This window comes from Acinetobacter sp. TY1 (assembly GCF_048551395.1).
Classification (GTDB): domain Bacteria; phylum Pseudomonadota; class Gammaproteobacteria; order Pseudomonadales; family Moraxellaceae; genus Acinetobacter.
In genome coordinates this window covers 1-24,970 of record NZ_JBLYZK010000015.1, presented here as the reverse complement: position 1 = coordinate 24,970, position 24,970 = coordinate 1, and the positions used below count along the sequence as shown (strand labels likewise).

The window sequence follows — 24,970 nt, the reverse complement described above, 5'->3', positions numbered from 1 at the left end:
ATTATTCATAGAGACTCTTTAAACATTAGTGTTGATGGTTATGTCCATCTTTGTCAAGATCATGTTTATGCGTATGAAAATCTTCATTTTTACGGAAGCGTAAATAGTTTTCAAATTGCTCACAATATTCATCATAATTGTCTTCAAGCATCATTTGAAACTGTTGCAAGATATAAGACATCACTTGTTGTTTCGCATCACGCATTTCATCGCCATCTTTAAAGGTATTGGCTGCAACCCAAGTGTTAAAGCGAGCAGTCCCGAATAGCATTGCTGAACTAACTTGACCACGTAGTTCATCAGGGTTTGGTTTTTGACCTTTAGGTGGACGGCAAAATTCATTGGCTTGTTTAATGAATTCGTCAGCACGCTCAAAAAATACAGCATTTAAGGCTTCTTCATCGGTAACATCAGTCGCGTTGATTTTTTGAGACATGACTTTTTTCCACAAATAAATAACTGCATCATTATAAGCAAAGCCTTGCAGAAACAAAACCTTTGACTTAATCTTAAATAGCCTAAGTATCTATTTAATTATTGTTATGAATAGGGATGTCGCGATGTCAGATACAACAGAAATGCTCGTTTTAAAGAGAAATCCGATTCAAAAAAGTACAACTAAAGCGGTTCAGCAAGATGCGATTGCTGTGCAAAGTCTAAAAAGTGATATTGCTCTATTACGTCAAAATACTTGGCCACCTGCAGAACTTGCCAATGTTGAAGGCTTACCCATTTATTATGGTACAAAACGGCAGATCGATGAGTATTATCGACAATGGACAGGGCTCATTGAACGGGCACAAGACTTATTCCAACCATTTATGGAAGATCAGGTTTTGGATGCAATTCAGTTGCCAAGTCATTTAAATTTACCGTTATTTTTCTTTCATGTCGATCGCATACGGATCAATAAAACTCGTGCCAAAGAGTCAAAAACTTTTCGCGGTATTGCAAGTTTAATCGATCAATGTGGGCAGTTTGATCCGAGTGAAATTGCCATCATGTCACAGTGGTTAAACAGTGATGATACGGCTGCGTTAGTTGCGCATCGAGAATTTATCGATCTACGTACCTATGTATTTCAGCATGGGCAAAGTGAATATACACGCACTCGTTTTTATGTAAATGGCATTGTATTGAGCGTTGAAGATGATTTTGAATTGGTTGATGCACGTGATAAACCACGAAAACAACGCAATGACAGCTATAGTGATCCTTTGGCAGATAACGAAACGTGGAAAGTTTTTGGTAAATATCGCTGATGTATTGATTTGCAGGTTTAAGAACGGTTGCATCAATTGGATAAAAGTGATGCAACCTTAATTTTTTACTTCAAGAATTTACGACTTACTAAGAATTGCTCAGTCGCTTCAAGCAATTTTTCAGCATAAACTTCTTGTTTTGCAGTAAGCCAGCCGAGTGCAAACCAATCACTTGCTTCAAGTTCACTTTGCTGTAAATAAGAAGATGAAGAGGCAAGAACTTGATATTGTTCACAGGCTTGTTGAGCATCATTTAAAGACTTGCCATATTTTTGCAAATTTTTAACATCATAAATCGAGGTTAAAAGTGGAAAGCTAAACTTTAACTCATTTAAATGTTGAGCCAATTTTTCTAAGCTTTCCAAATCTGATAAATCTGCCTGAGTTAAACTTTCTTGCAACTGCTTATACTGATTTTGCAGTGTATTTTGTGCAAACCATTTCAAATCATGTGTTTGAGTTTTTTCACTAATGCCTAAACTAAACATTAATAATTCAAGATAATGCTGTACATTTTGTGTCGATTTGACCAAATTATTAAGCTTTTCTTTGGCATATAAAATATCTTTATCAAGACTTTCTGCCGTTTTAGGATTTTGTAATAAAGCCCCTAAAGTACGTTGCATATGCTCAAAATGTTGCAAATTTTTAAAATGGCTTTCAAATGCTGATAATTGATGTGCCCATTTATCGACTTTGTGATCCGTCCAATCACTGAGCAAAGATAAACTTAAATGTAAATGATGCAGTGCCAATTGTGCTTGTTGTACATGTTCATCTTCGGCAACTTGTGCAGAAATAGCCGCAATATTGGGCAATAAATGCTGTAGATGATTTGCAATCAATAATCGTAAATTTTGATCGGCGGAATCTTTTTTATTAAAAATAGCTTCTTTTGCCCCAGTTGCAGGGCTAACGTGTTTTTGAGCCACAAGTAAAGCACCAAACTCAGCTTTACTACGAACATCAAGCCACAGTTGATATTTTTTAACCCATTCAAAACTAAAAGCCAATAAAGATTGTATCGAACCACTTTTAAGCTCAAATTCAACTTCATGGATTTCTTGAGTCGCAGATTCAGTCCGAACTTCGCCAATATCTAAGCTAATTTCAATTTCAGCATCTTCAAAAGTAATGACACGAAGGGTGCGTTGAATATCAGTTTCAAACTGCAATTTTAATTGGTCAGCTTGCTGACCGAGTACCTGATTCAAAATCTCTTTTGCCGTAGGATTGGCCTCATAAAGAGAGAGGTCTAAATTGGGTGCTTGTTCAAGCTCGCCCAAATCAGCGTTGTCTTCAAAACGGTGTAAATGGCTTTTTCCAGCCGCTTTCAAGGTTTGAATCCAACGAGTACCTTCTAAACGCTGACGCAGTGCGGCATGATTCTTTGAAAGCAAACGATCTTCAGAATCGTAGTATTTTGCCTGTAATTGAATTATTTCTGACTTTTTAGGGTCTAATGCTTTGAGTAAAGCATTGCGACGTGCTTCGGGAATCTGAAATTTTAATTCAACTTCTACCATGTCTAAATCCTGATGCAATCTTTTGAATTTTTATTTGCAAGTCCCGATACTTAACGTAGCTTTGAAATCGGAGAAGTTTTGCAATCGATTATTGTAACGCAATTTTTATCATGAACGTTGAACAGATTTGCTTGAGTGTATGTTTGTGAATGGATTTATGAATCGTAAGGAAAGCATAAATCTTCTTTGCATTGTGCAAATTTTGGATTATTGTGGATGGAAACTACAAGGAAAATAACATGAATGCACAGGTAGTGCCGAAAGGCGAATTGCAGCAAGCGCCACAATTTCAGTTACCCATTAAGAACTATTCGGAATTTTATCGTTTTTATTTGACTGAACACCGTAGCATTATGAGCCGTCGTTTGCATGCGGCAGGTAGTAGTCTTGGAATTTATTTTTTTAGCAAAGCTATTCGTCAACGTAAAGCAAAATATTTTGTTTATGGTTTAGTTTCAGGCTATGCCTGTGCTTGGGTTGGTCATTTTGTCTTTGAAAAAAATAAGCCCGCGAGCTTTAAACAACCGTTATATAGCTTCATTTCAGATTGGCGTATGCTGTCAGATATTTTACGTGGAAATTTGAGTTTACGTGATCGTAAATTCGATAAAATTGACAGTTGATTGTTAAAATATTAGTTCATAAATGAAGCACAATTAATTTTAACTGATCGTACTTCATTTTTGAAAATATTTGACCATAAAGCAGAATTCAGAAGAAGCATCTATGGATGAACAGGACATTGAAAAGTTGCATTATCAGGTTTTAGATATTGGACGAGTTGTACAGCAGCTAGAATATAATCTGACTCATGCTGATGCTTTAGATCCTGATTTACATTAGTCGAAGTAGCTAAAATACATTCCTGCTTACTCAATATTAGTTCTAAAATTTATATTCACAGACCCGATTTAGTACCACAGCATTTACAGGAGTGTGATTGGCGTAAATATATTCCTCAATAATTTAATGTATCTAAAAATACATAAAAATAGATCTTTCTTTAGCCCATCAATAATTCCTGTTGTAAATCGGCTTGTTTACGTAAAAAATCCCAGACTAATTTAATTTTAGGTTCATGTTGCAAATCGACCAAGGTTAGCATCCAAAACGTATGGGTAAAGTTGACATCCTCACTTAAGACTTCTTGTAATTCAGGCTGATCAACCGCAATAAATCTCGGCAAAATTGCTAAACCTGCACCTGCACTGACAGCAATTTGTTGAGCTAAAATACTGTTACTGCGAAAACATGCGGTTAACTGCAAAGGTAGACGTTCCAAGCGATACAGCGCAGAGCTATAGACTAAATCATCAATATAATCGACAAAACGATGTTCCGATAAATCTTCTACACGGCGAATAGGCGAGTTACGCTGTAAATACTGCTGACTACCGTACAGTTTAAGGCTGTAATTGGTCAGTCGCGTGATAATAAAAGGCCCTGATTTTGGACGTTCAATTGAAATGACAATATCGGCTTCGCGGTGTGACAAGCGAATGGTTTTGGGCACAGGAATTAGGTCGATGGTCAGCAAGGGATAATGCTGTGAAAATTCCGCCAGAAGTCGAGCTAAAAATGCTGTTCCAAAACCTTCAGGTGCACCAATTCGGACGCGTCCTTGCAGTGGATTGGGCTTTTCAATTTGTAAAAAAGATTGCTCCATTTGTTCCACTCGAGGAATGAGTGCTAAACCCTCAATGGTAAGCTCATAACCTGTCGCTTCACGTTTAAATAGTTGCATACCTAACGATTGCTCAAGCGCTTGAATACGTCTTGCCACAGTGCTGTGTTCAACGCCCATGATTCGTGCAGCATTAGTGAGTGTTTTGGCACGTGCAAGAATTAAAAAATAGCGTAAATGATCCCAATCAACTTTCATATGTGCTTTAACGTCCTGTTAAATCAAATCTATTAGATACTAAAAAGGTTTGTGCAAATTTGCACATTCATCGTGCAACAATTTGGCTAGTGGGTCAAAGTTTTCTTTGTTAGTCTGTTGAAACAGCGTAAAAATGAAGTAAAAAATACGCAAAATAGATATGCCATCGGGCAAAAAAATCAACAAGAACAAGGATCATGGAGCGATCATGAACGCTATACATCAACCACAGCAAAACGCACATCTGACTACAGCAAAATTACTCATCAATGGTCAATTTGTTGAGTCTGAAACCGCGCAATGGCAAGATATTATCAATCCTGCAACGCAAGAAGTTTTAGGTCGTGTGCCATTTGCAACACCTGAAGAAGTGAATGCTGCAATTGCATCGGCACAACGTGCATTTGCAAGTTGGAAAGACACACCAATTCAAGCACGTATGCGCATCATGTTGAAACTACAAGATTTGATTCGCCAAAATGCCAAAGCGATTGCGCAAGTACTCACGGCTGAGCAGGGTAAAACTCTTGCAGATGCAGAAGGTGATATTCAGCGTGGACTTGAAGTCGTTGAGCATGCATGTTCAATTGGCACACTGCAAATGGGTGAATATGTTGAAGGTGTAGCTCGTGGTGTAGATACTTATACATTACAACAACCGCTTGGAGTATGTGCAGGGATCACCCCATTTAACTTCCCTGCGATGATTCCATTGTGGATGTTCCCAATGGCAATTGTGTGTGGCAATACCTTTGTTTTGAAACCATCTGAACAAGATCCGCTTTCAACCATGATGTTGGTTGAACTTGCACTTGAAGCGGGTGTTCCTGCAGGCGTACTCAATGTAGTACATGGCGGTAAAGAAGTGGTTGATAAGCTGTGTACTCACACAGATATTAAAGCAATTTCTTTTGTTGGTTCAACTGCGGTGGGTACGCATGTGTATAACCTTGCAGGTCAACATGGTAAACGTGTGCAGTCGATGATGGGCGCAAAAAACCATGTTGTGGTGATGCCTGATGCCAATAAAGAACAAACCTTAAATGCTTTGGTTGGTGCAGCATTTGGTGCAGCAGGTCAACGCTGTATGGCGCTTTCTGTTGCAGTGATGGTCGGTGAGTCTAAACAATGGGTCGATGAGTTGGTTGAAAAAACAAAAACACTGAAAGTCAATGCAGGACATGAGCCGAATACCGATGTTGGACCAGTGATTTCACAAAAAGCCAAAGCACGTGTACTTGATCTGATTAATAGCGGTGTAGAGCAAGGTGCAGAACTGTTACTTGATGGTCGTGATGTTCAAGTGAAGAATTATGAGCAGGGTAATTTTGTTGGGCCAACTGTTTTTAATGGTGTAAAAACCGATATGCGCATTTATAAAGAAGAGGTTTTTGGTCCTGTTCTTGCAATTATGCATGTCGATACTCTTGAAGAAGCCATTGAGCTGATCAATGCCAATCCATTTGGTAATGGTGTCGGTCTATTTACCCAAAGTGGTATGACGGCGCGTACATTCCAGCACAATATTGATATTGGTCAAGTCGGCATTAATATTCCAATCCCTGTCCCTGTGCCATTCTTTAGCTTTACGGGTTCTCGTGGTTCGAAATTGGGTGACTTAGGTCCATATGGTAAACAAGCGGTACAATTCTATACCCAAACTAAAACCATCACTAGCCGTTGGTTTGAAGACTCACAAGACGCAGGTGCTGTTAATACCACAATTAGTCTACGCTAAGGAGCATTCATATGAAAATTGCATTCATTGGTTTAGGCAATATGGGTGGCTCAATGGCGCAAAACTTGTTGAAATCTGGTCAACAAGTCTTTGGTTATGACTTAAGTGAAGTCGCTTTAAAACATTTTGCCGATGCAGGCGGCGTGATTTGTGAGAGCCCGACAGCGGCTGCCGCGCAGGCAGATATTGTTATTACGATGTTACCTGCTGCAAAGCATGTTCGAGAAGTATATTTGGGTGAGCACGGTGTGCTCAGTGTCTTGAAATCAGGCAGTTTATGTATTGATAGCAGCACGATTGACCCGCAAACCATTCAAGAAATTGCAGAGATTGCCAAAACAAAAAATATTGCAGTATGTGATGCACCTGTTTCAGGTGGAACACTCGGTGCAAAAGACGGCACATTGACCTTTATGGTCGGTGCAGATGAAGTGACTTTTGAAGCAACCAAGCCAGTGCTCAGTTTAATGGGTAAAAATTTGGTGCATTGCGGTACTGTGGGTACAGGTCAAGTTGCTAAAATTTGTAATAACTTAATTTTAGGGATTTCAATGACTGCGGTGGCTGAAGGTATGGCGCTAGGCGTGAAGTTGGGTATTGATCCTAAAGCATTGGCAGGCGTGATTAACAGTTCAACAGGTCGTTGTTGGAGTTCAGAAATCTATAACCCTTGGCCGGGTATTTGTGAAAATGCACCAGCATCTCGTGGTTATACCGATGGCTTTGCTTCACAACTGATGTTGAAAGATTTAGGACTCGCAGTCGATGCAGCAAAGCATGTTGATCAGCCAGTTACATTGGGCATTAAAGTTCAAGAAATGTATCAGAAACAAAGTGAAGGGGATGCTGCACGATTAGATTTTTCGAGCATCATTCAACAATATACATAAAAAATTAATGTGCAAAAAGGGTAGCATGGATTTGCTACCTCAAAAAATCAGTAATAACAATATTTAGACTGAGGTACTTAAGATGTTGAATTATCAGGATGCGGTTCAGACATTTGATTTAAATACGGTTGCAAACAATGTTTTGTCGGGTTCATTGGATGCTCTGAATGCTTGTTATGAGTGCTGTGATCGCTATGCAGATACGGACAAAGTCGCATTGTATTGGCACGGCAAAGATGGTCGTAAGGAACAATACACCTTTGCACAGTTGAAAAAATATTCAAGCCAGTATGCCAATTTTCTCAAATCACAAGGCATCCACGCTGGTGATCGAGTATCGGGACTTTTACCTCGCACGGCTGAACTTGTGATTACGATTTTGGCAACATGGCGTATAGGTGCGGTCTATCAACCGTTATTTACTGCTTTTGGTCCAAAGGCGATTGAACATCGTCTCAAACTCGCAGGGAGTAAACTTGTAGTGACCGATTTGGGTAATCGGGAAAAATTGGTCGATTTACAAGATTGTCCGCCTATTGTAACGGTGCATGTTGAAAATATGGTAACAGAATATCCGCAAGATTTGAGTTTTTGGCAAGTCCTTGAGGCACAGTCGGATGAGTGTGAAACCGTATTGATGAAAACTTCTGATCCATTTTTATTGATGTTTACCTCAGGTACAACAGGTCCTGCAAAACCGTTGCAAGTGCCATTAAAAGCATTGGTCGCTTTTGGCAGTTATATGAAAAATGCCATTGGACTGACTGAAACCGATTCATTTTGGAATATTGCCGATCCAGGTTGGGCATATGGTTTGTATTACGGTATAACAGGACCATTGTTATTGGGACATGCAACGCTGTTTTATGAGGGGGGATTTAGTGTCGACAATGTCTGCCAAATTGTGCAGGAATATCAAATTACCAATTTGGCAGGTGCACCAACAGCGTATCGTATGATGATGGCGGCTGAACCTGAAAAAATGGCACCATTAAAAGGTAAATTCCGTGTGGTGAGTAGTGCTGGTGAACCGCTCAATCCAGAAGTGATTCGCTGGTTCGAACAGGTTTTAGATGCCCCAATTTTTGACCATTATGGTCAGACTGAAGTCGGAATGGTGGTTTGTAATCATCATGCATTGTCACATCCTGTACATGCAGGATCAGCAGGTTTTGCAAGTCCTGGTTATAGGATTGCGGTATTAGATGAGCAGGGTAATGAACAGCCTGCGGATACATCAGGAATTTTAGCGGTGGATATCAGCCAGTCCCCAATGATGTGGTTTTCAGGATATGTGGAAAGTCGTAAATCCCCCTTCTTAAAGCATTATTATTTAACAGGTGATACTGCTGAAATTCATGAAGATGGCAGTATGAGCTTTGTTGGGCGTAGTGATGATGTCATTACAACATCGGGTTATCGGGTAGGACCATTTGATGTAGAAAGTGCCTTACTTGAACATGATGCTGTAATTGAAGCAGCTGTAGTGGGTGTACCTGATCCTGAGCGGACAGAAATTATTAAAGCCTTTGTGATTTTATCGAATCATGCCACAGCAAGTAAGGCACTTGAAGATGAGCTCAGTCAATTTGTGAAAAAGCGTTTATCGGCACATGCTTATCCACGTTTGGTTGAATTTGTCAGTGAGTTGCCAAAAACTCCAAGTGGCAAAATTCAGCGTTTTTTATTGCGTAATCAAGAAATCAGCAAACAGCAAACACAGTTGGGTCAAGCAGGTTAATTGGACTGACTATTTTCAAAAAATAGGATATGGATTGGACTGAAGGCATATTTCAGCCAATCCCATATCATCATAAGATTCATCTGTAAAATCTTTTTAAATCATCACTATTTAAAGTTAATGATTTAAATTTTAAGGTTAAGCAAGTTAGAAATAAGACGTTTGTTTATAGGAAGAAAGCGATGCATTTAACGGAAGAACAACAACTGATTCAGGACATGGCAAAAAGTTTTGCACAAGAACAAATTAAGCCAAATGCAGGTGAATGGGATCAAAAAGGCATATTTCCGAAAGATGCTTTGGCAAAAATGGGTGAGTTAGGTTTTTTAGGCATGCTTGTTCCTGAGGAATGGGGCGGTTCGGGTACAGGGACTTTAGCCTATGTTTTGGCACTTGAAGAAGTGGCCGCAGCGGATGGTGCAACCTCAGCCATTATGAGCGTACACAACTCTGTGGGTTGCGTACCAATTTTAAAATTTGGTACGGAAGAACAAAAGCAAGAATATTTAATGCCTTTGGCGCGCGGTGAAATGATAGGTGCATTTGCATTGACAGAGCCACATACGGGTTCAGATGCGGCAGCGATTAAAACTCGTGCGGTAAAAGATGGCGATCACTATATTATTAATGGAGCGAAGCAGTTTATTACTTCAGGGCATAATGCAGGCATGATTATTGTCTTTGCCGTGACCGACCCAAGTGCAGGAAAAAAGGGTATGAGTGCCTTTATAATTCCACGTAATACAACGGGTTATGAAGTCATTCGTGTCGAAGAAAAATTAGGTTTACATGCTTCGGATACCTGTCAAATTGCATTGACCGATGTACGTGTGCACGAAAGTATGCGTCTAGGTGCGGAGGGCGAAGGTTTAAAAATTGCCTTGGCAAATTTGGAAGGCGGTCGTATTGGTATTGCAGCGCAAGCAGTGGGTTTGGCACGTGCAGCATTAGAAGAAGCGACTCGTTATGCACATGAACGTACAGCTTTTGGTAAAACTATTTTTGAGCAACAAGCAGTTTCATTTCGTTTAGCCAGTATGAAAACAGAAATTGAAGCGGCACGTCAGTTAGTCCACTTTGCAGCACGTAAAAAAGAAGCAGGTGAGCCATGTTTAACCGAAGCGTCTATGGCGAAACTTTTTTCATCTGAAATGACGGAACGTGTCTGCTCACAAGCGCTACAAATTTTTGGCGGTTATGGCTACTTAAAAGATTTCCCAATTGAGCGTATTTACCGTGATGCCCGTATTTGCCAAATTTACGAAGGTACAAGTGATATTCAGCGTCTTGTGATTGCACGTAGCATGGCGAATTAAGCAAACTGAAAAAATATCAAACTGAATGAATATGATGCTTAGCACTTAGGCATCAGCATAAAAGATCAATAAAACCGCTTTCAAATAGATAGAAACACAGTGATAGATAAGGATATTTTTATGCAATGGCAAACAATTATACTTGAACAAAAAAATGGTGTGGGCTTGATTACCTTAAACCGACTACAAGCTTTAAATGCACTGAATAATCAATTGATTATAGAAGTTAATCAAGCGTTAGATCAGCTTGAACGTGATACAAGCATTGGCTGTATTGTTATTACAGGTTCAGAAAAAGCCTTTGCCGCAGGTGCGGATATTAAGGAAATGGCAGGACTTCATTTTCCACAAATTTATTTAGATGATTTTTTTAGTCTTGCAGATCGCATTGCACAGCGCCGTAAACCATTGATTGCCGCGGTGAGTGGGTATGCGCTTGGCGGTGGTTGTGAATTGGCACTCATGTGTGACTTTATTTACTGTGCAGACAATGCAAAATTTGGCTTACCTGAAGTAACTTTAGGCGTATTACCTGGATTGGGTGGTACACAGCGTTTAACGCAAGCGATTGGTAAAGCTAAAGCCATGGAAATGTGTTTGACCGCGCGGCAAATGGGTGCGCAAGAAGCAGAGCAAAGTGGTTTAGTCGCGCGTATTTTTGCCAAAGAAGAACTGCTTGAACAAACACTATTGGTTGCGGAAAAAGTTGCTGAAAAATCATTGACTGCGGTCATGATGATTAAGGAATCGATTAATCGTTCATTTGAAGTCAGTTTAGCGGAAGGTTTACGTTTTGAACGCCGTGTATTCCATTCAATTTTTGCAGGTGCTGATCAAAAAGAAGGTATGCAAGCATTTGTGGAGAAACGTCCAGCAAAGTTTACGCATCAGTAAAGTTTCAATGATGATAAAAATTAAAAATGAACGTATCAACATGCAGTCAGGAATAAATTATGAACGCTCAGACACAACATGAAGCAAAATCAGAACATGATTTAAGTATTCAAATTCAGGGGCAGTTAGGCATGATCGCCCTTGATCGAGTGAAGCATTTGAATGCTTTGTCTTTAGAGATGGTGCAAGGTATTTATCAACAACTCGAAACTTGGCTTGAGCAAGATCAAGTACAGGCTGTATTAATTCATTCAAATAGTCCGAAGGCATTTTGTGCAGGTGGTGATATTCGCTATTTGTACGATAGTTTCCAAACGGATAAAAATGATTATCGAGATTATTTTGCAGCAGAATATGCATTGCTCGAATACATTCGACAGTATAAAAAACCGATTATTGTCATGCTTGATGGTTTTGTTTTGGGTGGCGGTTTTGGTTTGGCTCAAGCTTGTCATATTCAGGTGAGCAGTGAAAAATCACGTTTTGCAATGCCTGAAACGATTATTGGTTTCTTCCCAGATGTCGGTGCAACGCACTTTTTATCACGCCTCGATGAAGTTGGTGTTTATATGGCATTGACAGGTGAACAGATTAGTAGCAGTGATGCACTTTACTTAGATTTACTTGATTATCATGTGCAGAGTGAACAGTTTACTACATTACAAACTGCTTTGAGCTCAGCACAAACACTGAATGAGCGCCGTATTCGTGAAATTATTGGTGGCTTTATTACCGACCCTGCTCCTAGTCAACTGCAAGCCATGGCAGAGCGTTTAAATAAGCATTTTGGTTTTGCTACGCTTGATGAAATTGAAAAAAGTCTTGCTGATGAAAAATATCCTAATGACATCGAATGGGCACAAAAAACTTTACATGCCATTCAACAACGTCCAAAAATGGCAATGCAAACAAGCTTGAAATTACAACAAATTGGGCAAAGTCTATCGCTTGAAAAATGTATGAAGCTTGAACGTGATGTGCAGGACATCTGGCTAGAACAGGGTGATTTCATTGAAGGTGTCCGTGCACTTTTGATAGATAAAGACAAAAATCCACAATGGAAAACGGATAACACTGCTTTTGAAAAAAAGTTAGCCACGGTTTTCACAGTTGGACAGAAACAACTGGTTGAACATGTTGAATGACCGATATTACGCAGTCACATGAAAATTATATTTTGCCATTCAATGTGTTTGGATACATGTTAGTGTCATCCGTACTGTTTGAGCCATATATAGTGCAAAATTTAAATTTTTGATATAAGACTTTGTAAAGTAAGTCTATGAATATTTCAGATTGATCGAATAACCCAAGCAAATTTTTTGTTTGGGTTGTTTTTATTGCAATTTTTATTTTCATGTTTGGAAAGGTTTCTATTTGTAGATCGGCTAATAGAAAATCGAGGAAATGCCCCCATTTTCAAGTCGGTAACGGTATACTCAGAGCATGAAATTGAGCTGTGGAAAGACAATGCGTGGTTTATACCTCATTACCAATGATGATCCTTTAGAAGTTTTACTTGCCAAGTTAGAAGGTGCTTTTGCCAATGGTGGCGTTGCAGTATTGCAATATCGTCGTAAAAAAGTGGCAAAAGAAGATCAAATTTATGAAGTGGAATATATGAAAGCCTTATGTGCTGAATATAAAGTGCCTTTCGTGATTAATGACGATCTAGAGTTGGCGGTAAAATACGGTGTAGGTGTACATTTAGGGCAAGATGATGGCTCAATTGTAGATGCAGTTGCACGTTTACCAAAAAAAGTTTTGATTGGTCGTAGCTGTAATAATTCACTTGAATTGGCCGAACAAGCCATTGCAGATGGTGCAAATTATGTGGCATTTGGTGCAATTTATGCTACCGATACCAAACCTGAAGCAGGCAACATTGGTTTAGAAACGTTGCAACTTGCTAAAGCCAAATTGAATGTGCCAATTTGCGCGATTGGTGGTTTAACGGTAGAAAATTCACAATTAGTGATTGAATCAGGTGCGGACTTATGCGCTGTGGTTAGCGATATTCTAGGTCGCCCAATGAATCATATTCCTGAACGCATTGATGAGTGGTCTGAGCTTTTTAAAGCAACCGCTTAAACGCTATTTTTATTTTGTATTGAATTTTAGTTGAGTAGATTGATGAGCTTATCTCCAAAGCAAGAACAATTATTTAAACAAGCAAGTAAACATATTCCAGGTGGCGTGAATTCACCTGTACGTGCGTTTAATGGTGTGGGTGGTACGCCCGTGTTTATTGAAAAAGCCAAAGGCGCATATTTGTATGATGTTGATGGTAAACGTTATGTCGACTATGTTGGTTCTTGGGGGCCGATGATTTTAGGTCATGCGCATCCTGCAATTATCAAAGCGGTGCAAGAAGCGGCTGTTGATGGTCTAAGTTTTGGTGCGCCAACGGTACATGAAACTACGCTTGCCGATACGATTTGTGAAATTATGCCTTCAATTGAATTGGTGCGTATGACCAACTCAGGTACAGAAGCGACCATGACTGCTATTCGTTTAGCGCGTGGTTATACAGGTCGTGACAAAATTGTAAAATTTGAAGGCTGTTATCATGGTCATTCAGATTCGCTTTTGGTGAAAGCTGGTTCAGGTTTATTGACGAATGGTGAAGGTGAGGCAACTTCTGCAGGTGTACCCGCAGATTTTGCTAAGCACACTTTAACGCTTCCATACAATGATATTGCGACATTAAAGGAATGCTTTGCCAAATTTGGTTCAGAGATTGCAGGCGTAATCGTCGAGCCTGTTGCAGGGAACATGAATCTAGTGAAACCGATTGATGGTTTCTTGCAAGCGATTCGTGATGTATGTGATGAATATGGTTCAGTATTTATTATTGATGAAGTCATGACAGGCTTCCGTGTCGGTTTAGGCGGTGCGCAAGCACATTATGGTGTAACACCTGATTTAACCACTTTAGGTAAAATTATTGGTGCGGGGCTTCCAGTCGGTGCTTTTGGTGGTAAACGTGAAGTGATGGAATGCATTGCGCCACTCGGTAAAGTCTATCAAGCGGGGACATTATCAGGTAATCCATTGGCAATGCGTGCTGGAATTGAAATGTTTAAGCATCTACGTGCTGAAGGTTTCTATGAAAACCTAACTGCGCAATTGGCTAAACTTCTTGATGGTTTACAAAATGCTGCGGATGAAGCGGGTATCGCATTTAAAACTCAACAAGTGGGTGGTATGTTTGGTCTATATTTCACAGATCAACAAGACATCACAAGTTTTGATTCAATGTTGAAATGTGATGTAGAAGCTTTCCGTAAGTTCTTCCATGGTATGCTTAGTCGTGGTGTGAACCTTGCGCCTTCTGCATTTGAAGCTGGCTTTATTTCTGCTGCACATAGTGATGAAGATATTGAATTTACCATTGCAATGGCGAAAGAAGTTTTTGCTAAAATACAATAAAAGTGTATTAAATATATATTGATTTAATTTAAGATTAGCTCGTAGTTTACTACGAGCTTTTTTATAATATAAAAGGAATTTTTAAAAATGAAAACTAAATATTATTTAACCTTATCTGATGCTGAGTTTCTTCTAAATCAAGCACATCAATATGCGATTCAGCAGCAGTTTAATGTCAGTATTGCCATTGTCGATGAAACAGGCAATCTATTGGCAATGAAGCGTATGGATGGTGCAGCACCTATTAGTGCGATAATTTGCCAAGAAAAAGCCAAGTGTTCTGCTTTAAGTACTAAGCCATCTAAAGTATTTGAAGAAATGATTAAAAATGGTCGTAGTGGTTTTCTTTCAATTTCGAACTTTGTCGGTTTGTTGGAAGGCGGTGAGCCGATTCTTTATGATGGACAGTTGGTTGGGGCAGTGGGTGTTTCAGGGGTGAAAGCTTTTGAAGATGCTGCGATTGCACAATGGGCAATTCAGACCTTTTTAGCGCAAGTAAAATAAATTTTTTATACAATTAAATATTTTTAGTTGTTTTATTTTAACAATATCGATAGGGGAATAAATGAATCTTTATCAGTCTTTATTCGCATTTTCAAAAAAAATATTGATCATTTAAATGAAAATTATACTTGGCAAGTGAGTTTAGATCATTTGCCTATTCAACTAAATCTTATAGCGCAGAATGTTTATCAACAAAATATTGAGTTACGTCATAAATTACATCAAGCTTATTTAGCTACGACAATATTTGATGAAAAGTACAAGATTATTGAATGATATATTTATCATTGGGGTGGTGTAAAGGCGAATAGTATAGTAAAGATACACTGCGTAAATATACAGAAACTTCTCCTGAACAACTAATTATAAAAGGCTCGAAAGTAATCGCATCTTGGTCAAAAGCCTTGACGGTTATTGATCCTGCAAAATATTTTCCACCTCTTAAAGGTCGAAATACGCTAATTAATTTTTTTCAAATTAAAATTCAGCCTACCTTGAGTCAATGGGATAAGTTTGATGATCAAGAATTTTATAGTTATTATTTAGACATGTTGAATATCGTTGCTCATAAATTAGGTGGAAAGACTACACATCATGATATTGAAATGTTACTTTTTTCGCATGCTGAAGAATTAAGTTTTTTAGCTGCTGCTCACGTAGCGATGAATGACTAAGTTGTATCACATATTTATATTTTTATCTCCATCAAGAGTGAGTTCATTCTTGATGGTTCAGTAGAATCAGTTTTATGTTTTATCCATTTCCCAAGAAAATCCAATATCAACCAACTCAAGCCAAATGGTCTGTTCAATCGACACACAGTGTTTTATTAATTGTTGGTCTAGATGAACTTAAACAACACATTGAATGGAATGGAAGTCGACTAGCTGAACAGATTGATCAATTATGTAAAAAAGCACAAGCGCTCGATATTCCAATCATATTTTTAAGTCAGTCAGAACCTCAACATGGCATGATGCAACTTGGGCAATACTTATCTGTTGCTCATGCTCAATTGACGGTTGCAGGCAAGATGAGTCCAATGATGAAGCAAATGATTCAACATGCATTGAGTATGATTGAACAAATTTGTGTGGTGGATGATGCAGTGCTGATGACAACTGCTGAACAACATATTCAAAGTGTGGATGTTTGGACAGGGCAAGGCATCCATCACATAAACACAGCGACTTTGACTCGGTTATGGTCTTTGAGTGCGCCAAAAAACTGATTCTGTCCGATCGAGGCATTTTATTGGCAGTGGCGGAGCAACTTGATCTTGCACCTTTAGACATCAATCCTGAGGTAGATTTACGTGATTATGGTTTAGATTCGGTTGCAATGGTCACGTTGATTGCTTTATGGCGTGCCAATGGAGCAAATATAACTTATGAAGATTTTCTCACATATTGCACATTAGAAAAAATAGTTAAAACTTTAAAAAAGTAATTAGCTAACTTTTATAAAGTTAAATTATTTTTGTTTGCTTAAGCATATATAATTCAATGTGTATCTTGGCTTGAGCAAATTGATAGTGAAGTTCAGTATCCGATTGAGTTTTATCATTAGATTTCGAAATGAAGATTAGCGGAATTAAACGTGCTAAAAATATGAATATTTTATATTCGGCTGAAATATGCAGATATATTGCATAAAAATGATAATTTTGATTGTAATTTATGGCTAGCATTCTTATCATTGCTCGCTTGTTTTTACGATCAGCGGAACTGAACCTTGAGTAATTTTCTAACCGAAAACCTGATACATCGTGAAGATGATTTTATGGTCATCCACAAACCCCCAGGTATACTCACCGTTCCAGGAAAAACAGAAGAATTACAGGATTGTGTCATCAATCGTCTATTAAAAGTTGAACCTAAAACACTGCTGATTCACCGACTTGATCGAGATACTTCAGGTATTTTGGTTTTTGGTTTAAGCCGTTGGGGGCAAAAAAATATTTCTCGTCAGTTTCAAGAACGTCAAACGTCTAAAACCTACCAAGCGATTGTTGCAGGAACGCTTCAAGGCGAAGGTACAATTGATGTGCCTGTGATTTATGATCCTGAACATCCACCTTTACATATTGCCGATCCTACACATAATAAACCTGCGCTTACGCACTATAAAGTGATCGAAAATTTTCAAATTCAGGGACAAGCTGTAAGTCGTGTCGAATTGACACCGATTACAGGGCGATCTCATCAACTCCGTGTGCATATGCAATATCTAGGTCATCCGATTATTGGCGACACCCTATATGCCACAGCAGAACAGCAACAATTGATGCCAAGACTGTGTTTACACGCAGCACAGCTAAGTTTTCATCATCCTGAAACACAGGAGTCTGTACATTTTGATTGTCCAGTTCCTTTTTAAGTCATACCGATTTTAAAGTTATAAATGAAGCCCTTTTTTGGTGGGCTTTATGTCAAAATAGATTGCATTAAGGTATGAAATTATGGTTCAAATATTCTCCTAATTTGAACCATAATTTTCAGTCCTATTTGAGATAAAGGTGGAAAAATTGCAACAATTCGCTATAGGTCAACGTTGGTTATCAGATACAGAAACTGAACTTGGTTTGGGGGTGCTGATTGATGTTGATGAACGTTCAATCAGTATTTTATTCCCAAAAAGTGATGAAACACGTGTCTATGCACGTAATAATGCACCATTATCTCGAATTGTTTTTAACGTCAATGACACCTTGCACGATCAAGATGGAACAAGTTGGACGGTAGAACATGTAGAAGACCGTAATGGTGTATTACGTTATGATGTGATTCGTACCCTTGAAGATGGTACGCAAGAACGTAAGTCTTTAAATGAAACCCGTATTGGCGCGACCATTCAGTTGTCTAAACCGCTAGACCGTATTCTTGCAAGTCAAATTGATTATAAAGAATGGTATGACTTGCGTATTGAAGCAATGCAAATGCAAGCCAATATGCAAAATAGTCCATTACGAGGCATGATTGGTGCTCGTGTTGGCTTGATTCCACATCAGTTCTATATTGCACATGAAGTTGGCAAACGTTTTGCGCCACGTGTTTTACTTGCCGATGAAGTGGGTTTAGGTAAAACGATTGAAGCTGGTTTAATTATTCATCAGCAACTCAAAACAGGTCGTTCTGAACGCATCCTGATTTTAGTACCAGATTCATTACAATATCAGTGGATGATTGAAATGCGTCGTCGTTTCAATTTGAACTTCTCATTGTTTGATTTGACTCGTACTGCGGCAATCAAAGAACATGATCCTGAGCTCAATCCATTCTTAACAGAACAATGTATTATTGCTTCGGTCGATTTGATGATTGACCATGAAGACCTACGTGAACAAGCTGTTGAAGCCGGTTTTGATCTTTTGGTAGTCGATGAAGCACATCATTTGATGTGGAGTGAAGAAGACGGTGGTAACGATCGTTACGACCTTGTTGAAGAACTTGCAGAAAAAACGCCAGGCGTATTGTTATTAACTGCAACACCTGAACAATTGGGTGTAGAAAGTCATTTTGCACGTTTACGTTTACTTGATCCGCAACGTTTTAATTCTTTAGATCGTTTCTTGGATGAAGAAGAAAAATATCATCACACTGCAAAAATTGCAGAAGTGTTGATGTCTGACTTCCCGCTTGAAGCTGAGCATTTGGCTGCTGTTGAACAATTATTAGGTCATCCAATTACCGATGAACCCGAACAGCGCTTCCGCGCCATTCATGAGTTGTTAGACCGTCATGGTACAGGGCGTGTATTGTTCCGTAATACTCGTGAAGCGATTCAAGGTTTCCCTGGTCGTGACTGTCAACCTGCGCCATTACCTGCACCTGAAAATTGGTCAAAAGATGGTAAATTACGTGAACAAATGTGGCCTGAAGAAACACAACTTGATGGCTCGTGGATGGAAACAGATCCACGTGTTAACTGGTTGATGGAAAAATTACGTACCGATTTAAAACACAAGAAAGTGTTGTTGATTGCACGTAGTGGTCCTGTGGTTGAAGCATTGGAAAGTGCATTACGTATTCATGCGGGTATTCGTACTGCAATGTTCCATGAAGGTATGAGTTTACTTGAGCGTGACCAAGCGGCTGCATATTTTGCAGAAGATAGCTATGGTGCACAGATTTTACTGTGTTCTGAAATTGGTTCAGAAGGTCGTAATTTCCAATTTGCATCTGATCTTGTATTGTTTGATTTACCTGCCAACCCTGATGTGCTTGAACAACGTATTGGTCGTTTAGATCGTATTGGCCAAGAAAATCGTATTCAAATTCATGTGCCATACTTGGTGGGTACGGCGCAAGAGCGTATGTTCCGTTGGTACAATGAAGCGTTAAATATTTTCAGTAGCATTTCACCGACAGCACAAACGCTACAAGAAAACTTTATTGTTGATTTAAAAGATTGTTTACTTACCGATAAAGGTCAAGCATTTGAAGAATTGCTTGAAGCAGTGAATGTACAACGCCAAGCACTTGAAAATGAATTGCAAGAAGGCCGTGACCGTTTACTCGAATACAATTCTTGTCGTCCAATCGTTGCACAAGAAATTGTGACTGCACTTGAAGACTATGATGACAATACTTTATTGCCAATGTTCATGAAGCGTTTCATGGCATCGACCAATATCGATTTTGATGAGCAAAGTAACGGTACGGTCATCATTAAACCAACTGATCAAATGCAAGTTCAAGGACTTGATCTTGATGAAGATGGTATGACTGTAACGTTTTATCGTGACCAAGCTCAAATTCGTGAAGATGCAGAATATTTGACTTTGGAGCATCCATTTACTGAAAGCGTAATGGAAATGATCCGCACTCAATCTTTCGGTAGTACCAATGTTGCAATTTTAAAAACCAATGCTTTAAAACAAGGTTCAGTCTTGCTTGAAGTGTGGTTTAAAGTGGATGTGGTTGCACCAAAAGCTTTGAACTTGCCTTCAAGCTTGCCAACACAATTGATTCGAGTGTTATTGACTGAGACAGGTCAAGATATTTCAACAAAATTGAGCCCTGAAATTTTATCGCCTTATGTTAGTCATTTAGACAGCAACAGTTGCCGTCAAGTTGTTAAAGCGCGCCGTGATGTGATTGAACAGCGTTATGCGCAAGCACTCGACATCGCAAAAAGTGCATTGCCACAATTGAAAGAACAAGCCAAAGAAATGTATGGCAGTAAATGGCAATATGAAATTGACCGTTTAACGTACTTGAAACAGTTCAACTCAAGTATTCGTGAAGATGAAATTACACGTTTACAAAAATTGCAGAAAGAAGGTTTAGGTTTACTTGAAGGTCTATCTGTAACCCCTGAAGCGATTCAAGTTTTAGTTGTAGTTAAGCCATAATAAACGAATTTAATTAAATTCATTGATGCATAAAAAGCTCCTTCGGGAGCTTTTTTGGTTTTAGAGAAAAAATTCAATATCGATCTATGAATAAATTAAAAAAGGTTAAAAAACAATCTATACAGAGTAGTTAAATTTATGCTATCCATAATGCAAATGTCATATTTTATTTGCATAGGAAAACACTAGATTTGTGATAAATCAGGTGAAAGACAAAAATAGGATTTAAAAAACTTAAAATAAAGGAAGAATGAGATGCAAAACACGGAAAACGCAGATGTATATATTAGTCATGTGCATGGTTTACTTCATTGGGAAAAAAACTTACCCAATAAAAAGGCATTGGTACAGCCCTTAGCCAATGGAGAAGTCATTTCATATACTTGGATGGAGGTCGCACAGCAGGTTCGCTGTATGGCGACTTACTTATTGTCATTGAACTTACCCAAAGGCACATCGATAGCGATCTATGGAAAAAATAGTGCACATTGGATTATGGCGGATTTAGCGATATGGATGGCAGGGCATGTTTCCGTTCCTTTATATCCGACATTGAATGCCGAAGGGGCAACTTATGTGCTTGAACATAGTGATGCAAAAGTATTATTTATTGGTAAGTTAGATGGGAAAACAGATAGTTGGAATGAAGTTAAAGACCAAATTCCAGCACATTTAACCTGTATTTGTCTGGCTTTGGCACCAGAGTTTGATGCACCAAAGTGGGATGATATTGTTGAAAATACAGCCCCACTTGATCAAGTGATTTTGCCTGAGCCAAGCCAATTGGCAACCATTATTTATACATCAGGAAGTACAGGATTACCAAAAGGGGTGATGCAAAGCTTTGGTACTCTGCTTGCAGGTGCTCGTGAATTACAAACGAAATATCAAGTAACAGAGGCAGACCGAGCACTGTCTTATTTACCGCTTGCGCATGTTGCAGAGCGAATTTTTATTGAATGTACTTTAATGATAAGTGGCTTTACAGCTTATTTTGCCAATTCAATCGAAACTTTTGTTGAAGATTTGAATCGTGCACAACCGACATTATTTTTCTCAGTACCAAGATTATGGACAAAGTTTTATTTAGGTATTAATGAAAAAATTCCATTACATGTACAAAAGATACTCTTTAAAATTCCAGTCTTAGGTAAAATTGTAAAAAAGAAGTTATTAACCAAATTGGGGTTAAATAAAGTTCGTTATGCTTTTACGGCATCTGCCCCTTTACCCACTGATATTATTTTATGGTATCGCAATTTGGGTTTAGAGTTACTTGAGGTCTATGGTATGACAGAAAATTGTGGTTATTCTCATGTCACTCAGGAAGGAAACTTTGCCGCAGGCTATGTGGGTAATGCGCAACCGAAGGTTGAATGCAAAATTGATGAAAATGGTGAGATCTTAGTTAAAAGTCCGGGAACGATGTTGGGCTATTATAAAAATCCTGAAAAAACAGCAGAAGATATGACTCAAGATGGATTTTTACGTACAGGTGATCTAGGGGAAATTGATGCGAGTGGTCGATTAAAAATTACAGGGCGTATTAAAGATATATTTAAAACCTCGAAAGGGAAATATATTATGCCTGTGCCAACGGAACAAAAACTAGGGAATCATGAACTTATTGAGTCTGTATGTATAGGTGGTTCAAGTCAGCCTCAACCTGTTGCATTTATTATGCTTCCTGAAGAAATTCGTCATCAGCTAAAAGAAAATAGTAAAAATAATGAGATTGAAAGTTCATTGAAATTATTGCGTAATAGTATTAATGAGACACTTGAATCACATGAAAAAATTAGTTTTTTTGTTGTGGTGAATGAGCCTTGGACAATGGAAAATGATTTACTGACACCCACTTTAAAAATTAAGCGTAATAAAATTGAAAGTCATTATGAGCCATTTTTAAACCAATGGGCGGCACTGAAACAGGAAGTCGTTTGGGAATCATGATTATATTGTATATCTATATTGAAAATAAATGATCTTGAAAAGCTCCTGAGGGAGCTTTTCATGCATATGAATAAAACATTCTTAGATTTAAATTGAGTAACAATAAAAGATGTTAAATCATGCCTGCTTCTTTTAATTCTAATTTTAAATAAGCATAGAAGATGGGTGCAACAATTAAGCCTGTTAACCCAAAGAGTGATTCAAAGACCAACATGGCTAAAAGAACTTCCCAAGATGCGGCATGAATTTTTGTGCCAATAATTCGAGCATTGATAAAATATTCGAGTTTATGAATTAAAATCAAATAAATAAGTGTAATTCCAGCTGTTGTGACTGAAATGGTTAAACCTGTAAGGACAATAATGGTATTGGAAATAAGATTACCAACAATAGGAATGAGCCCACAGATAAAAGTAAGAATAGTCAGTGTTTTTGCAAAAGGCAGATGAATACCGCAGAGGGGCAATATAATATGTGCAAAAATAATAAAGAGTGCGGTGTTGATGAGTGAAATTTTAAATTGAGCAAAAACAACATTCTTAAAAGAAATAGAAAGATTCTCAATCCGTTGAATCAATGCACGTTTAAAAATTGGATATTCATGTTTAGGATGTAATTGATTAAGCGAAACCAATATGCCAATAATTGTTCCAATGAGCATGGTTGCGAGCGTGTGTAGAACGTCTGTACCTGTAGTTTTAAGTAAAGATAAATTATCACGTAGAAGATCAAAGGTTTGATCTTTTAATTCATTGAGTGTGTACGGAATAAAACCAGGAATATACTGAGCGATTTCTTCTTGTAATTTCAGTAAGGTTTGATCCACTTGTTGACTTAGCAAAGTAATTCCATCACCTTGTAAATCATGTTGTACAAAACTATATAAACCTGTAATAGATAGCGTGATGAACGTAATAATTAAAATACCTAAAATCACGCTAATTGAAATTCGCGCACGTTGCCCATCAATGTAGCGTTCAGTAATATTCCCCAAACTATTAATGATTTCAAACACGACGAAACCCGCAAAAAAACTTGCGAGTAAATGAAGTGGAATTAATGCCATCAATACGATGAACATTAAAACATAGGAAATATAAATACTGTATTTTTCTTGGTGTGTATTCATGATTCAGTTTGCGTAAATGCAGTAGGTCTGAAAAATCAACTTTAATCATAAGACTTTTAGATTAAATTTACCTTAGAAAATTAACTAAAATAAAGTTTTATTTGGCATCTTGATGACTCGATTGGGTAATTTATTGAGAGTTATTTATTATCGAAGGCAATGCTTTAATGATAAATATAAGTAGAATTTTTAAAAAGTATTTAATTTTAGGGATATGAAAAAAATTAAGAGTTTATAGTGTGTATTTATCTAAAATAAAGAGTAGCTTACTAATATGAAAAATAAAAAATAGATACTATTTACGTTCTAAAATCATAGAGGCAAAATTTAGGAAGATTATTCGCTTTTTTCCATGGATTTTATAGCTACTGATACTGCAAAATTGACCAATATTTATGTCCCTTTCACCAACGCCATCTTCATCAACGATCGTCACAAAATTGCTAAGTATGTGAACATTTACATCTGTTGAAGGTATTGTTGGATTTGATGATTCCTACTTTGGGGAACGTGGTGTTTGTAGCAAACGTGAATGTAGCGCAGCAGAAAAATGATCGTTTGGAATTACTAAAATGTGGAAGTAATGTCTAACAGAAATTATACCTGATTGCTCTAAAACTACATAATAAAGGATTATTAGCGTATCGCTTCAATCATCGGCATAGTAATTTGTATCTCAATTTTCTTAAATTACTTCGGAAAATCCTCTTTAGCTTCTTAGACCTTTTATAAAAATGATTAAAAAGAGGGAAGTACTAAAACTGTGCTAGGTAGTTACTTCATTCGTACGCTATTGAAGTTCGCTTCGGGGGCTAAGTTTGCTCATTCTCTTAGTAAAGTTGAAAATTAAAAGTAGCAGAGAGTGTAGTCACTTTGCTCGCTTAATCTAGTTGAGTTGTAAAGGTAGACTTTATAATTTGGGAAAAGCTAAGACGAGATTTTTATAGCAGATGGTCGCTCGTATATACTGGTTCTGTACCTATGGAAAATTGTTGTATAAGCCCCGTCGGTAATATTTTAAATTCTTCTGCTGAAAGCAATATTCCTTTGCTTGTTCTTTTATCATGGAAATAAAAGTCGATATGATGCGAAATTAGGTCATCAAACTTGAGTTGTTCTTGCCAGATATATTTTATGAGATGAATATGGTAATTGAAGAAATTTTCAAAATTGCTGAAATCTTTTGATGATCGTAAGTAACTTCCCATTCTTTCCCAAAAATTCTGATCAGGATTCATGTTCGCCATTAAGGCAACAAGATTCATAGGGGTGATGTGTGCTGAAAAAACAGGAGGTTTTAACTTGGTAAACTAAACACACTCATCAGGAGTTTACCATGAGCAAGAA

The 24,970-nt window shown here is 38.0% G+C and carries 22 protein-coding genes and 1 pseudogene; 19 read left to right on the top strand and 4 right to left on the bottom strand.

Features of this window, described 5'->3' with window-relative positions; translation table 11 throughout:
• Positions 1-25: 25 nt before the first annotated feature.
• Positions 26-436: a DUF3144 domain-containing protein gene (locus ACK2M2_RS10175; protein ID WP_409512028.1), complete on the bottom strand. Its 411-nt coding sequence runs from the start codon at positions 434-436 to the stop codon at positions 26-28.
• 142 nt (positions 437-578) lie between these two features.
• Between ACK2M2_RS10175 and ACK2M2_RS10170 the strand changes: the two genes are divergently transcribed.
• On the top strand, positions 579-1,262 hold the full coding sequence (locus ACK2M2_RS10170) for a hypothetical protein (RefSeq protein WP_419348130.1): 684 nt from the start codon (positions 579-581) through the stop codon (positions 1,260-1,262).
• Positions 1,263-1,327: 65 nt separating this feature from the next.
• On the opposite strand, the gene ACK2M2_RS10165 is transcribed toward ACK2M2_RS10170, so the two are convergent.
• Entirely contained in the window at positions 1,328-2,788 is a 1,461-nt protein-coding gene (locus ACK2M2_RS10165; protein WP_419348066.1) for an inorganic triphosphatase, read from the bottom strand.
• Positions 2,789-3,027: 239 nt separating this feature from the next.
• Between ACK2M2_RS10165 and ACK2M2_RS10160 the strand changes: the two genes are divergently transcribed.
• Together ACK2M2_RS10160 and ACK2M2_RS10155 are read left to right on the top strand one after the other, a co-directional pair.
• The gene (locus tag ACK2M2_RS10160) at positions 3,028-3,411 is read left to right on the top strand and encodes an Mpo1-like protein (protein WP_419348063.1); all 384 of its coding nucleotides are present in this window, start codon (positions 3,028-3,030) and stop codon (positions 3,409-3,411) included.
• A 70-nt stretch (positions 3,412-3,481) separates the two neighbouring features.
• The gene (locus tag ACK2M2_RS10155; RefSeq protein ID WP_409512025.1) at positions 3,482-3,631 is read left to right on the top strand and encodes a hypothetical protein; all 150 of its coding nucleotides are present in this window, start codon (positions 3,482-3,484) and stop codon (positions 3,629-3,631) included.
• Between the two features lie 160 nt (positions 3,632-3,791).
• Here the strand turns inward: ACK2M2_RS10155 and ACK2M2_RS10150 are convergent, their stop codons facing one another.
• Positions 3,792-4,670, bottom strand: coding sequence for a LysR family transcriptional regulator (locus tag ACK2M2_RS10150; RefSeq protein WP_419348060.1), 879 nt, complete (start codon positions 4,668-4,670; stop codon positions 3,792-3,794).
• 208 nt (positions 4,671-4,878) lie between these two features.
• Here ACK2M2_RS10150 and ACK2M2_RS10145 point away from each other — a divergent pair, with 208 nt between their 5' ends.
• From ACK2M2_RS10145 to ACK2M2_RS10075, 15 genes are all read left to right on the top strand, one after another.
• On the top strand, positions 4,879-6,408 hold the full coding sequence (locus ACK2M2_RS10145) for a CoA-acylating methylmalonate-semialdehyde dehydrogenase (protein WP_419348058.1): 1,530 nt from the start codon (positions 4,879-4,881) through the stop codon (positions 6,406-6,408).
• Between the two features lie 11 nt (positions 6,409-6,419).
• Positions 6,420-7,298: a 3-hydroxyisobutyrate dehydrogenase gene (gene mmsB / locus ACK2M2_RS10140; protein ID WP_409512022.1), complete on the top strand. Its 879-nt coding sequence runs from the start codon at positions 6,420-6,422 to the stop codon at positions 7,296-7,298.
• Positions 7,299-7,380: 82 nt separating this feature from the next.
• A complete protein-coding gene (locus tag ACK2M2_RS10135; protein ID WP_419348056.1) occupies positions 7,381-9,039 on the top strand; it encodes an AMP-binding protein in 1,659 nt (552 codons plus the stop codon).
• A gap of 182 nt (positions 9,040-9,221) precedes the next feature.
• A complete protein-coding gene (locus ACK2M2_RS10130; protein WP_419348053.1) occupies positions 9,222-10,355 on the top strand; it encodes an acyl-CoA dehydrogenase family protein in 1,134 nt (377 codons plus the stop codon).
• A 120-nt stretch (positions 10,356-10,475) separates the two neighbouring features.
• Positions 10,476-11,249: an enoyl-CoA hydratase gene (locus ACK2M2_RS10125; protein ID WP_419348050.1), complete on the top strand. Its 774-nt coding sequence runs from the start codon at positions 10,476-10,478 to the stop codon at positions 11,247-11,249.
• Between the two features lie 59 nt (positions 11,250-11,308).
• Positions 11,309-12,394 carry an enoyl-CoA hydratase/isomerase family protein gene (locus ACK2M2_RS10120; RefSeq protein ID WP_419348047.1) on the top strand — a complete coding sequence of 362 codons (1,086 nt, stop codon included), beginning with the start codon at positions 11,309-11,311 and terminating at the stop codon, positions 12,392-12,394.
• 325 nt (positions 12,395-12,719) lie between these two features.
• On the top strand, positions 12,720-13,340 hold the full coding sequence (gene thiE / locus ACK2M2_RS10115; protein WP_419348044.1) for a thiamine phosphate synthase: 621 nt from the start codon (positions 12,720-12,722) through the stop codon (positions 13,338-13,340).
• Positions 13,341-13,382: 42 nt separating this feature from the next.
• Entirely contained in the window at positions 13,383-14,681 is a 1,299-nt protein-coding gene (hemL, locus tag ACK2M2_RS10110) for a glutamate-1-semialdehyde 2,1-aminomutase (RefSeq protein ID WP_419348041.1), read from the top strand.
• Between the two features lie 87 nt (positions 14,682-14,768).
• Complete coding sequence (locus ACK2M2_RS10105; protein ID WP_409512015.1) at positions 14,769-15,185, top strand: GlcG/HbpS family heme-binding protein; 417 nt, start codon at positions 14,769-14,771, stop codon at positions 15,183-15,185.
• Positions 15,186-15,589: 404 nt separating this feature from the next.
• Entirely contained in the window at positions 15,590-15,859 is a 270-nt protein-coding gene (locus ACK2M2_RS10100; protein WP_419348038.1) for a hypothetical protein, read from the top strand.
• A 74-nt stretch (positions 15,860-15,933) separates the two neighbouring features.
• Positions 15,934-16,416 carry a hypothetical protein gene (locus tag ACK2M2_RS10095; protein WP_419348036.1) on the top strand — a complete coding sequence of 161 codons (483 nt, stop codon included), beginning with the start codon at positions 15,934-15,936 and terminating at the stop codon, positions 16,414-16,416.
• A complete protein-coding gene (locus ACK2M2_RS10090; protein ID WP_419348034.1) occupies positions 16,389-16,634 on the top strand; it encodes a phosphopantetheine-binding protein in 246 nt (81 codons plus the stop codon). The genes ACK2M2_RS10095 and ACK2M2_RS10090 overlap by 28 nt, the downstream gene beginning before the upstream one ends.
• 285 nt (positions 16,635-16,919) lie before the next feature.
• The gene (locus tag ACK2M2_RS10085; RefSeq protein ID WP_409512012.1) at positions 16,920-17,564 is read left to right on the top strand and encodes an RluA family pseudouridine synthase; all 645 of its coding nucleotides are present in this window, start codon (positions 16,920-16,922) and stop codon (positions 17,562-17,564) included.
• Positions 17,565-17,703: 139 nt separating this feature from the next.
• Positions 17,704-20,541: an RNA polymerase-associated protein RapA gene (gene rapA / locus ACK2M2_RS10080; protein ID WP_419348031.1), complete on the top strand. Its 2,838-nt coding sequence runs from the start codon at positions 17,704-17,706 to the stop codon at positions 20,539-20,541.
• Positions 20,542-20,796: 255 nt separating this feature from the next.
• Positions 20,797-22,494, top strand: a complete 1,698-nt coding sequence (locus ACK2M2_RS10075) for an AMP-binding protein (protein ID WP_419348029.1) — start codon at positions 20,797-20,799, stop codon at positions 22,492-22,494.
• A gap of 112 nt (positions 22,495-22,606) precedes the next feature.
• On the opposite strand, the gene ACK2M2_RS10070 is transcribed toward ACK2M2_RS10075, so the two are convergent.
• Positions 22,607-23,623: an AI-2E family transporter gene (locus tag ACK2M2_RS10070; RefSeq protein WP_419348027.1), complete on the bottom strand. Its 1,017-nt coding sequence runs from the start codon at positions 23,621-23,623 to the stop codon at positions 22,607-22,609.
• A 281-nt stretch (positions 23,624-23,904) separates the two neighbouring features.
• On the opposite strand from ACK2M2_RS10070, the pseudogene ACK2M2_RS10065 reads away from it, so the two are divergent.
• A pseudogene (locus tag ACK2M2_RS10065) lies at positions 23,905-24,012 on the top strand (IS1595 family transposase); the annotation flags it as partial.
• Positions 24,013-24,970: the final 958 nt, after the last annotated feature.

What these genes read in the sequence shown, in the direction of transcription:
- ACK2M2_RS10125 (WP_419348050.1), top strand. Translation starts at nt 10,476, where the DNA reads ATGCAATGGCAAACAATTATACTTGAACAAAAAAATGGTGTGGGCTTG.
- ACK2M2_RS10165 (WP_419348066.1), bottom strand. Translation starts at nt 2,788, where the DNA reads ATGGTAGAAGTTGAATTAAAATTTCAGATTCCCGAAGCACGTCGCAAT.
- ACK2M2_RS10150 (WP_419348060.1), bottom strand. Translation starts at nt 4,670, where the DNA reads ATGAAAGTTGATTGGGATCATTTACGCTATTTTTTAATTCTTGCACGT.
- ACK2M2_RS10075 (WP_419348029.1), top strand. Translation starts at nt 20,797, where the DNA reads ATGCAAAACACGGAAAACGCAGATGTATATATTAGTCATGTGCATGGT.
- hemL (WP_419348041.1), top strand. Translation starts at nt 13,383, where the DNA reads ATGAGCTTATCTCCAAAGCAAGAACAATTATTTAAACAAGCAAGTAAA.
- ACK2M2_RS10175 (WP_409512028.1), bottom strand. Translation starts at nt 436, where the DNA reads ATGTCTCAAAAAATCAACGCGACTGATGTTACCGATGAAGAAGCCTTA.
- mmsB (WP_409512022.1), top strand. Translation starts at nt 6,420, where the DNA reads ATGAAAATTGCATTCATTGGTTTAGGCAATATGGGTGGCTCAATGGCG.
- ACK2M2_RS10095 (WP_419348036.1), top strand. Translation starts at nt 15,934, where the DNA reads ATGTTTTATCCATTTCCCAAGAAAATCCAATATCAACCAACTCAAGCC.
- ACK2M2_RS10130 (WP_419348053.1), top strand. Translation starts at nt 9,222, where the DNA reads ATGCATTTAACGGAAGAACAACAACTGATTCAGGACATGGCAAAAAGT.
- ACK2M2_RS10090 (WP_419348034.1), top strand. Translation starts at nt 16,389, where the DNA reads ATGGTCTTTGAGTGCGCCAAAAAACTGATTCTGTCCGATCGAGGCATT.
- ACK2M2_RS10120 (WP_419348047.1), top strand. Translation starts at nt 11,309, where the DNA reads ATGAACGCTCAGACACAACATGAAGCAAAATCAGAACATGATTTAAGT.
- ACK2M2_RS10105 (WP_409512015.1), top strand. Translation starts at nt 14,769, where the DNA reads ATGAAAACTAAATATTATTTAACCTTATCTGATGCTGAGTTTCTTCTA.
- ACK2M2_RS10160 (WP_419348063.1), top strand. Translation starts at nt 3,028, where the DNA reads ATGAATGCACAGGTAGTGCCGAAAGGCGAATTGCAGCAAGCGCCACAA.
- ACK2M2_RS10070 (WP_419348027.1), bottom strand. Translation starts at nt 23,623, where the DNA reads ATGAATACACACCAAGAAAAATACAGTATTTATATTTCCTATGTTTTA.
- ACK2M2_RS10145 (WP_419348058.1), top strand. Translation starts at nt 4,879, where the DNA reads ATGAACGCTATACATCAACCACAGCAAAACGCACATCTGACTACAGCA.
- ACK2M2_RS10170 (WP_419348130.1), top strand. Translation starts at nt 579, where the DNA reads ATGCTCGTTTTAAAGAGAAATCCGATTCAAAAAAGTACAACTAAAGCG.
- ACK2M2_RS10135 (WP_419348056.1), top strand. Translation starts at nt 7,381, where the DNA reads ATGTTGAATTATCAGGATGCGGTTCAGACATTTGATTTAAATACGGTT.
- thiE (WP_419348044.1), top strand. Translation starts at nt 12,720, where the DNA reads ATGCGTGGTTTATACCTCATTACCAATGATGATCCTTTAGAAGTTTTA.